The organism is Marinobacter sp. 1_MG-2023, from assembly GCF_030549045.1.
Taxonomy (GTDB): Bacteria; Pseudomonadota; Gammaproteobacteria; order Pseudomonadales; family Oleiphilaceae; genus Marinobacter.
In genome coordinates, this window is the sequence record NZ_JAUOST010000002.1 from 732530 (window position 1) to 740606 (window position 8077).

5 protein-coding genes are annotated in these 8077 nt (G+C 53.8%); 1 reads left to right on the top strand and 4 read right to left on the bottom strand.

Annotated features, from left to right (window positions below; genetic code table 11):
* Nucleotide 1: 1 nt before the first annotated feature.
* The 4 genes from Q4606_RS09415 to Q4606_RS09430 all read right to left on the bottom strand — a co-directional run bounded on the left by Q4606_RS09415 (nt 2) and on the right by Q4606_RS09430 (nt 6556).
* Nucleotides 2–1354, bottom strand: a complete 1353-nt coding sequence (locus Q4606_RS09415; RefSeq protein ID WP_303607353.1) for a sigma-54 dependent transcriptional regulator — start codon at nt 1352–1354, stop codon at nt 2–4.
* On the bottom strand, nt 1351–3165 hold the full coding sequence (locus Q4606_RS09420) for an ATP-binding protein (protein ID WP_303607354.1): 1815 nt from the start codon (nt 3163–3165) through the stop codon (nt 1351–1353). Before Q4606_RS09420 ends, Q4606_RS09415 begins: the two co-directional genes overlap by 4 nt.
* Nucleotides 3166–3301: 136 nt before the next feature.
* On the bottom strand, nt 3302–5482 hold the full coding sequence (locus Q4606_RS09425) for a TRAP transporter permease (RefSeq protein ID WP_303594099.1): 2181 nt from the start codon (nt 5480–5482) through the stop codon (nt 3302–3304).
* A gap of 96 nt (nt 5483–5578) precedes the next feature.
* A complete protein-coding gene (locus Q4606_RS09430) occupies nt 5579–6556 on the bottom strand; it encodes a TAXI family TRAP transporter solute-binding subunit (RefSeq protein ID WP_303594101.1) in 978 nt (325 codons plus the stop codon).
* Nucleotides 6557–7131: 575 nt separating this feature from the next.
* Here Q4606_RS09430 and Q4606_RS09435 point away from each other — a divergent pair.
* Nucleotides 7132–7557 carry a hypothetical protein gene (locus Q4606_RS09435; protein WP_303607355.1) on the top strand — a complete coding sequence of 142 codons (426 nt, stop codon included), beginning with the start codon at nt 7132–7134 and terminating at the stop codon, nt 7555–7557.
* Nucleotides 7558–8077: the final 520 nt, after the last annotated feature.

Consider the following 8077-nt stretch of genomic DNA (forward strand, 5'->3'; position numbering starts at 1 on the left):
CTCAGTCTTTGAATTGAGCCTTGTCCAGGCCATGCTTTTTCATTTTGTCGTAGAGGGTTTTACGGGCCAGGCCAAGCTGTACCATGGTGTCTTTGATGCTTCCATGGCAAGCATTCAGCGCACTGGTGAGCACGGAGTGCTCGAAGCTGTCCATCATTTCGGTGAGGGTGCGCCGCCCACTGACATCGGCCTTGGCAGCTGGCTCACCTTCCTCCAGAGCCGCTGGGCCAAGCAGTACGTAACGTTCTGCCAGATTGCGCAATTCACGAACGTTTCCTGGCCAGCTGTGGTGCATAAGCCGCGCAGCCTGACTGGCATCCAAGGGAACGCTTTCCCGGTCGTAACGCGCCGCAGCAATCAGAACAAAGTGGTGGAACAACATCGGGATGTCTTCCTTACGCTCGCGCAACGGCGGAATATCCACTTTCACCACATTCAGCCGGTAATACAGATCCGCACGAAAACTGCCCTCATCACTGAGCATTTTGAGATCCGCTTTGGTGGCCGCAATAATGCGGACATCCAGTTCCTGCACCTGATTGCTGCCCAGGCGTTCGACTTTCTGTTCCTCAAGTACCCGGAGCAGCTTGATCTGCAATGGCATAGGCATGCTTTCTACTTCATCCAGGAACAACGTACCCTGGTGGGCATGCTCAATCTTGCCAATACGGCGCTTTTCCGCCCCGGTAAAGGCACCAGCCTCGTGGCCAAACAGCTCACTTTCAATCAGATTCTCCGGCACAGCACCACAATTGATCGCCACAAAATTATGGGTGGCGCGCGGGCTGTTCTCGTGAATATACCGGGCCAGCGCATCCTTACCTGAGCCGGTCTCGCCAGACAACAGAATATTGGCGGAGATATCCAGAATCGGCGTAATGGTATCCATCACCTTTTGCATGCTGGGCGTGCCACCGAGAATTCTCGGGCCAGGCCGGGCCATATGGCGTAGCTGGGCTTTGAGGCGACGATTCTCAAGCGCAAGGTGCCGCTTCTCAAGCGCATGCCGCAGCAATTCGATCAGCTCGTCGTGATTGAACGGCTTCTCGATAAAATCATAGGCGCCCTTCTGCATGGCGGAAACCGCCGTGCTGATGTCGCCCTGCCCGGTCAGGATAATAACGGGAATGGTCTTATCCAGAGCCTGAACGGCACTCAGCAGCTCAAGCCCGTCCATACCCGGCATATTGTAGTCACACAGCACCACACCGTTGTATTCCGGGCTAATCGTTTCAAGGCCTGCTTCCGCACTCTCGAAGCAACGCACAGGCAGATCCTCCAGCGTCAGTGCCTGCGCAATGGCCTTACAGATGTGTGGGTCATCATCCACAAAGATCACTGAGGGTTCTGTCATTCCGTGGCCTCACGTTTTGTCAGAGTGAATTCAAATTCCGCACCGGGTGCATCGTTGCGGTTGCGACCGGTCAACCTGCCGCCCAGGGCGTCGGCAATCTGCCTGGAGATAGACAAACCAAGCCCGAGCCCTTGCTTGACTGACTTGGTAGTAAAGAAAGGCTCAAAAATCTGCTCGGTATTCGCCGGCAGCCCGGAGCCGTTGTCCCGAACCAGACAGCGCCAGCTCCCCTCTTTTTCCTCAACCTCTATCGTAATTTCGGGTTGCTCCTCGCCTTCAACAGCCTGTACCGCGTTGGCCAGCAGATTAACCATCACCTGCTCTATGCGGATCAGATCCCCGTGGCAAAACACCGCCTGCTCAGGGCGCGCCCATCTGATATCAACACCCGCACTGCTTTTCTGTGCCGTGATGATTTTCAGAGAGGCATCCACCGACAGGCGGAAATCAACAATCGTTGGCGGGCCTTCAGACTTGCGGGCAAACACCTTGAACTGCCGGGTGAGCTCCGCCATTTTGTCGCACAACAGCACTATTTCACTGAGGTTTGCGTCGACCATATCGGCGGCGCCTTTCTCCAGAAAGCGGCGGCTGTTTCTGGCGTAGGTCTGGATAGCAGTAAGCGGCTGGCTCATTTCATGGTTCAGGCCTGCAGACATTTGCCCCAGCACCGCCAGCTTTGCCGCCTGAATCAGCTCCTGCTGGGTTTCCCGCAGCTCGCTTTGGGTACGCTCACGCTCCCGTATCTCATCCAGTAGCTTGCGGTTGGATCGCTCCAGATCCACCGTTCGTTCTGCTACGCTGAGCTCTAGCTGTTCGCCCCTGAGAGCCAGCTCCGCTTCGCGACGATAACGCTCACGCAGGTAGAGCCAGGCCAGAAAACCGCCAAAAAAGACAGCCATACCTCCCGCCACAAACCCCAGCCGAGCCCAGATAACCGAACGCGTGCTCACCATAACCTGCAGCGTCCAGTCCAGCCTCGGCAGAGGTGTGCGAATGCTCAGGTATTCATGGCCACCGCCATTTTCGCGAACCCGCACTGTCTCGGAGGAGCCGGACAAGCCGGGGGGCTTATCCTCGTAATCCAGGGCAACCGGTTTAAGATCACGGCCCGGGTAGCGCTGGCGCGACACTTCACCCGGGGCTTCCTCTGCGCTGCGGGTAAAATCCCGGTACAGCCATTGGGGTTTACTGGCGAGGAAACTTACGCCTGCCTCATCCAACACCACCATTTCCGATTCGCGTAAGGAACCCGGCCTTTGCCACTGGGATTCCAGTTCATGAACCAGCACCTTTACCGTAACAATGCCCAGAATCTCGGGGCCCTTTCCGCGAACAGGGTGGGAAAAATAGAGGCCCCGAACATTAGACATAAGCCCGAGTGCAAAGTAGACAGCGGAATGGCCGCTTTCCATGGCCTCGAAAAAATAGGGTCTGAATGCGAAATTCCTGCCTACAAAGCTGTCTGCCTGCTGGTAGTTATTGGCTGCAATCGTAAGCCCTGTGGTGTCCATCAGATAAACATCGGAACTACCCACAATCGTGGCCATGCGCTGCATTTCTTCATTGGCCTGGTGAATAGTAGTGGGATCGTCTGGAGAACTCAGAGCGGCCGCAAGCAACGGGTGCTCGGCCATCAGCTCGGGAATGGGCAGGTATCGGTTAAGCTCGTTCCCGACAAGCTGGCGATAACGGAAAGATTCCTCAAGGCCGTCCTGTTCAACTTGCCGGTAGCCAACCCAGCCACCCAGTACCCAGGACACCGCAAGGGTAATCACAAAAACAAAAAAAGCGCCTATCCGGTAGGACATAGCCCGGTTCCCGCAACACCGTTAAAGGACGCCAGAGTATAGACCGGCCCTCCCAAGGACAAGCGCAAGGCCAAGCACAGGGAGGGCGAGCGCGCTTTGTGCTACGCCCTCCCCGAGCTTATGAGCGCCGGAACACTCAGGCGGCTGCCAGGCGACCCTTACGCTGACGCTGCATCAGGAATGCCGCTACGGCGAGGGCAATACCTGCCAGATCAGACACCAGGCCACCCTCAATCATCAATAGCGCAGAGCCAATGAGCAACAGACGAGCTATCCAGGAAGCCGATACATTGGCAAACCATCCCAACACGCCGCCAGACAGCAGATAAACACCAAAGAGCGCAGTAACCAATGCACGGGCGATATCAAACCAGCCTGCTTCCATCAACAGTGCGCCGTTGTAGAAGAACATGAAAGGTACGATGAACGCTGCAATACCAATGCGGAAAGACGCCACAGAGGTTTGCATGGCATTGGCACCGGAAATCCCTGCCGCGGCATAGGAGGCCAGGGCAACAGGAGGCGTAATCGCCGAAACCACCGCAAAATAGAACACAAAGAAGTGCGCCGTCAGCGGCTCAATACCCAATTGCACCAGACCCGGCGCCACCACCGAAGCGGCCACGGCGTAAGCCGCCGTTGTTGGCATACCCATGCCCAGAAGAATGGAGATGAACATGGCAAAAATCAGTGCCAGAAGCTGACTGGCTTCTGCCACATCAAGCAACAGCACCGAGAAGCGCGCACCAACACCGGTCAGGGAAATAACACCTACAATAACGCCCGCTGCCGCACACACCACAATAATCTGTATTGCCATGTACGAGGCGATTTCCAGAGCATGCAGAACCGCGCGAACGCCCATCTTGTTCGGTGAGAACCAGCTGACAACCGCCGCAGATATCATTGCCAGAGTACCCGCACGTATTACCGAATACCCCATGAACAAGGCCACCACCAGTATGATGATCGGTATAAACAGGTAGCACTGCTTAACCATGGTACGCAACTTCGGCAGCTCATCTTCCCGCATGCCACGCATGCCGGTTTTGGCAGCTTCAAAATCCACCATGAAGTAGACGGACGCGAAATACAGGATGGCAGGAATAATGGCCGCAATGGCGATCTCGGTATAAGGAATACCGGTAATCTCGGCCATGATGAAGGCACCTGCCCCCATAATCGGCGGCATGATCTGGCCACCGGTAGAGGCCGCCGCTTCCACAGCGCCGGCGGATTTTTTGCTATAGCCCACTTTTTTCATCAGCGGGATGGTCAGCGACCCGGTAGACACCACGTTACCGGCGCTGGTGCCGTTGATCATACCCATCAGGCCTGAGGCAAAAATGGATACCTTTGCAGGGCCGCCCCGCGAGCGACCAGCCGCCGCAAACGCGAAGTTAACGAAGTAGTCACCCACTTTTGAAGCCTGCAGAAAAGCAGCAAAGATAATGAACAGAATAATGTACGTGGACGACACCGCCGTGGTGGGCCCAAGAATACCGGCATCGGTATAAACCTGGCTGAAAAAGCGCTGCACAGACAGCCCGGGGTAGCCAAGGAACCCTGGCAAATAAGGCCCTGCAAACACATACGCCAGAAACACCAGCCCGATGATGACCAGCGCCAGACCAGCCACCCGGCGGGTAAGCTCCATAATCAGTGCTGTGCCCGCAACAGCTGCGAAGGATATGCCCACAGGAGCAAACGACGTGCCCGTGGACATACGCATGGCGGTGTTATAAGCCACCAGAAAGTAAGCTGCAACGGCAATTGAACACACAATCAGCACGAGATCCGGCACGCTGAAACGCGCACGTTCACGCTGATGAAACCAGCTCAGCACAATACCCACCGCAGTAGCCGCCAACAGGGGCCAGCCAAAGTGCCAGGTTTCCAGCTCAACCGGAATACGCATGGCGCCGTTCTGAACCAACTGCCAGAACGAGAATGTTTGATAAAGCGCATAAAACGCCGGTAAAAGAGCAGCAGCACCAATCCATGTTGTCCAGCGATGGCGTGCAGAACCCTCTTCTGCAGACACGAAGCGAGCGCCGGCAAACAGAACAAAACCAAGAACAAGCGCCCCGGCGATGTGAACGATCCGGAACGACCAGGTTTCCAGCGGCGAGATGTTCAGCGCATAAAGATGGAAAGATGAGTAAACAATGGCAAGCAAAGTAACAAATTTAAGCATGCCGCCTTCAAACAGCCTGCGATTTGCCTCTACAGGTTCCTTGTCCACGTCATGGGCAAGTACATGGTCTTCGCCCACCTCTACGTCGGAAAAGTCTTTAGGGTGTCGTTCAAGTGTCATTGGGTATCCTGCCTGCAGGCAAATCGGAGCCGGCAGCTTGCCGGCTGTTGTTCAGGGGCCTTGCGGCCCCTTCATTCAAGCATTCAGATCAGAAACTTATTTGATCTTGCTTTCTTCGATGGTGTAACCGTTCTCGTTGAACCAGCGAGCTGCGCCTTTGTGCCAGGGCAGAACATTGTTCTTGCTGTAGTTCTCGGGAATAGAGTTACGAGCAGCCTTGTGGATGGATACCATCCTTTCGTTCTGCTCCATGGTCAGCTTGGTGATTTCATACACGAAGCTTTCCGGCATATCGCAGTTCACCATGGCAAAATTCCACATGGAAACCACACGCGACGGCTCATCCAGAGACTGGTAGGTGCTTGCCGGAATGGTGAATTCAGATACCGGGAAGTTATCGGTAACCTTCTTCGCTTCCTCATCCGTCATGCTGATGATGTTCACATCTGTTTGAACTTCCAACTGGCTAACAGCCGGGATTGGAATACCCGCGGCAAAGGCCACAACATCAATCAGGCCATCCTGAAGCTGACCACCAAGATCAGACCAGCTGCCGTTACGACGCTCGAAGTCCACGCCCAGGGTTTCCATCATGCGCGGGAAATAAGTATCGGAAGTTGAGCCTGCCGGGCCAAAACCGATGGTGGCACCATCCGGAATTTCGGAAATAGAAGTAATGCCCGAGCTGCTAAGCGCAGTCACAGAGAAAGGCGTCTCGTACATGGGGAACATGGCACAAACGTTGTCCATCTTCATGCCTGGTGCCAGCGGGCTGTTGCCATCCATGGATTCCCGGGCCGGGCCCATGGTGGTCAAACCGAACTTGAGGTCACCGGTATGCACCAGCGCCATGTTCTGCATCGGGCCGCCAGTGATTTCAGCACCGCCGGAAACACCCAGATTTTCTGCAACAAAGTTGGCCCAACCGGAGCCATAGGCGAAGTATGTACCACCCTGGCTGGCGGTTCCCACTGTAAAGTTACTTGGCCATCCATCCCGATCCTGGGCAACAGCAGGATTAGCAACAACAAGAGTAGAGGCAAAAGCCACTGCCATAACGGCTTGGGTCTTCATAGAGAATGCTCCCTGGTTCATTTTGTTTATTGGGTGCTCGACGGAGCCCGAAAGGGCTGCGATCAGGAGCGCTTTGCAAAGAGTAGGCCAGATTAAAAAACACCTATAAAACAGAGACTTTCTGAAAAACAGAAAATCAAACACCAAAGAATGGGTACATTCTCACCCATTATAAAAGCCCCATGGGTCGAATTCCGCCACACTGAGCTGAATGACTAGAGCACTGGTAGAGGCCCCTCCCCTCTCCCAAACAAAAAATCCGCTACAGCCCGAATTGCCCTTCCAATTTCCGCAGCTGTACTTCTATACAGTATGATTGACCGGGCAAAATAAAGACTTCTCGCGATTACATCGAGAGAACCGGAAAAGTAGACTAAGCTGTTGTTAAATTTAGGACTTAATACGTGGGGCGGATTTGAAAAAGTGGCATTATCGAGAACGCACTTTTTTGCAATATCGCGGAACGCGGTCTAGTTGCTGTTAGGCATCTATGAGACAGGAATACTGTTTTTCCTGTTCTGGGATTATCGATCCTAGCTAGCTTGGTTAGTTTGGTAGCCATAGTCTCGATTCCTATGGTTGTTTCTCTCGATTCTGGGCGTGTCGGTCCTTCGCCTTATCATCAGGAAATTGAAGATCTTTACGAAAAAACTAGCAAAGGCCTTCCTCCTTCAGCCCCTGAGTGGGCCCGGTTGGACGAAGCGATTACTGAGAACAACATGTGGTTTGAACAGCGGTTACAAACGCCACAGAGCGGTATAGGGCCGTTAGGGGTTTTAGAACTGAAAAGCTCTAAACTCGCACCGTTTCTCGCAGTGATTTGGGCAGGAGCTTTCTTAATCGCTACTAGGCGAGGAGTTAAACCAACCGCACTGCTGATGCTCGCCTTTCCATTGGTGCTTTACAGTCTAAACCTATATTCAGTTTTGGCAGCCATCGTGGCAGCAGGGTCGATTGCAGTAGTGTATTTCGTGCGCTTGAGATTGAGCGCTAAAGCCTAACAAGGCCAGGCACGGCGACGCCTTTTTCGTTGCGGCTGAGCCTCGACTACAAAGCCGCGCATGCTGGCGGCGTTATGTGAAGCTATAAAATGAAGAGTGTCAGTCAACGAAAAACAAAATTTGTTTGGTTCTTAGGGACCATGATATTTCTTGTTTTCAGGTTTTTAACTGACAATTTACAACCAGAAAGCTTTGTGGTTGGACTATTATTTTGCGTTTTGAATCTATGGTGGTTTTTGGTGCCGGTTGTCGCAGGTAAAGATATTTCTGTCCCTAGCTTTCCAAATATAAAGTTGAAAAAGGGTGAGGCAGACTATGCCCGCTATTTATTTTTTAGTTTAGGTGTCTTCGGGTACGTGGTGGCGCTTTTTGCCTAATCACATAACCAGTCACTTAAGTTTGTTCCCGGCCTGTCGGCCGTCCACCGGACGCCACTGTCGTGGCGCTGATCTTGCACCGCTTTAGTGGACGGTCATTTACCGGACACTAAAGGGGGCCTGTCATGGGGCACACCCACAAG

Excerpts from the sequence above, each read along its gene's own strand:
- Q4606_RS09415 (WP_303607353.1), bottom strand. The coding sequence starts at position 1,354 with ATGACAGAACCCTCAGTGATCTTTGTGGATGATGACCCACACATCTGT.
- Q4606_RS09420 (WP_303607354.1), bottom strand. The coding sequence starts at position 3,165 with ATGTCCTACCGGATAGGCGCTTTTTTTGTTTTTGTGATTACCCTTGCG.
- Q4606_RS09425 (WP_303594099.1), bottom strand. The coding sequence starts at position 5,482 with ATGACACTTGAACGACACCCTAAAGACTTTTCCGACGTAGAGGTGGGC.
- Q4606_RS09430 (WP_303594101.1), bottom strand. The coding sequence starts at position 6,556 with ATGAAGACCCAAGCCGTTATGGCAGTGGCTTTTGCCTCTACTCTTGTT.
- Q4606_RS09435 (WP_303607355.1), top strand. The coding sequence starts at position 7,132 with ATGGTTGTTTCTCTCGATTCTGGGCGTGTCGGTCCTTCGCCTTATCAT.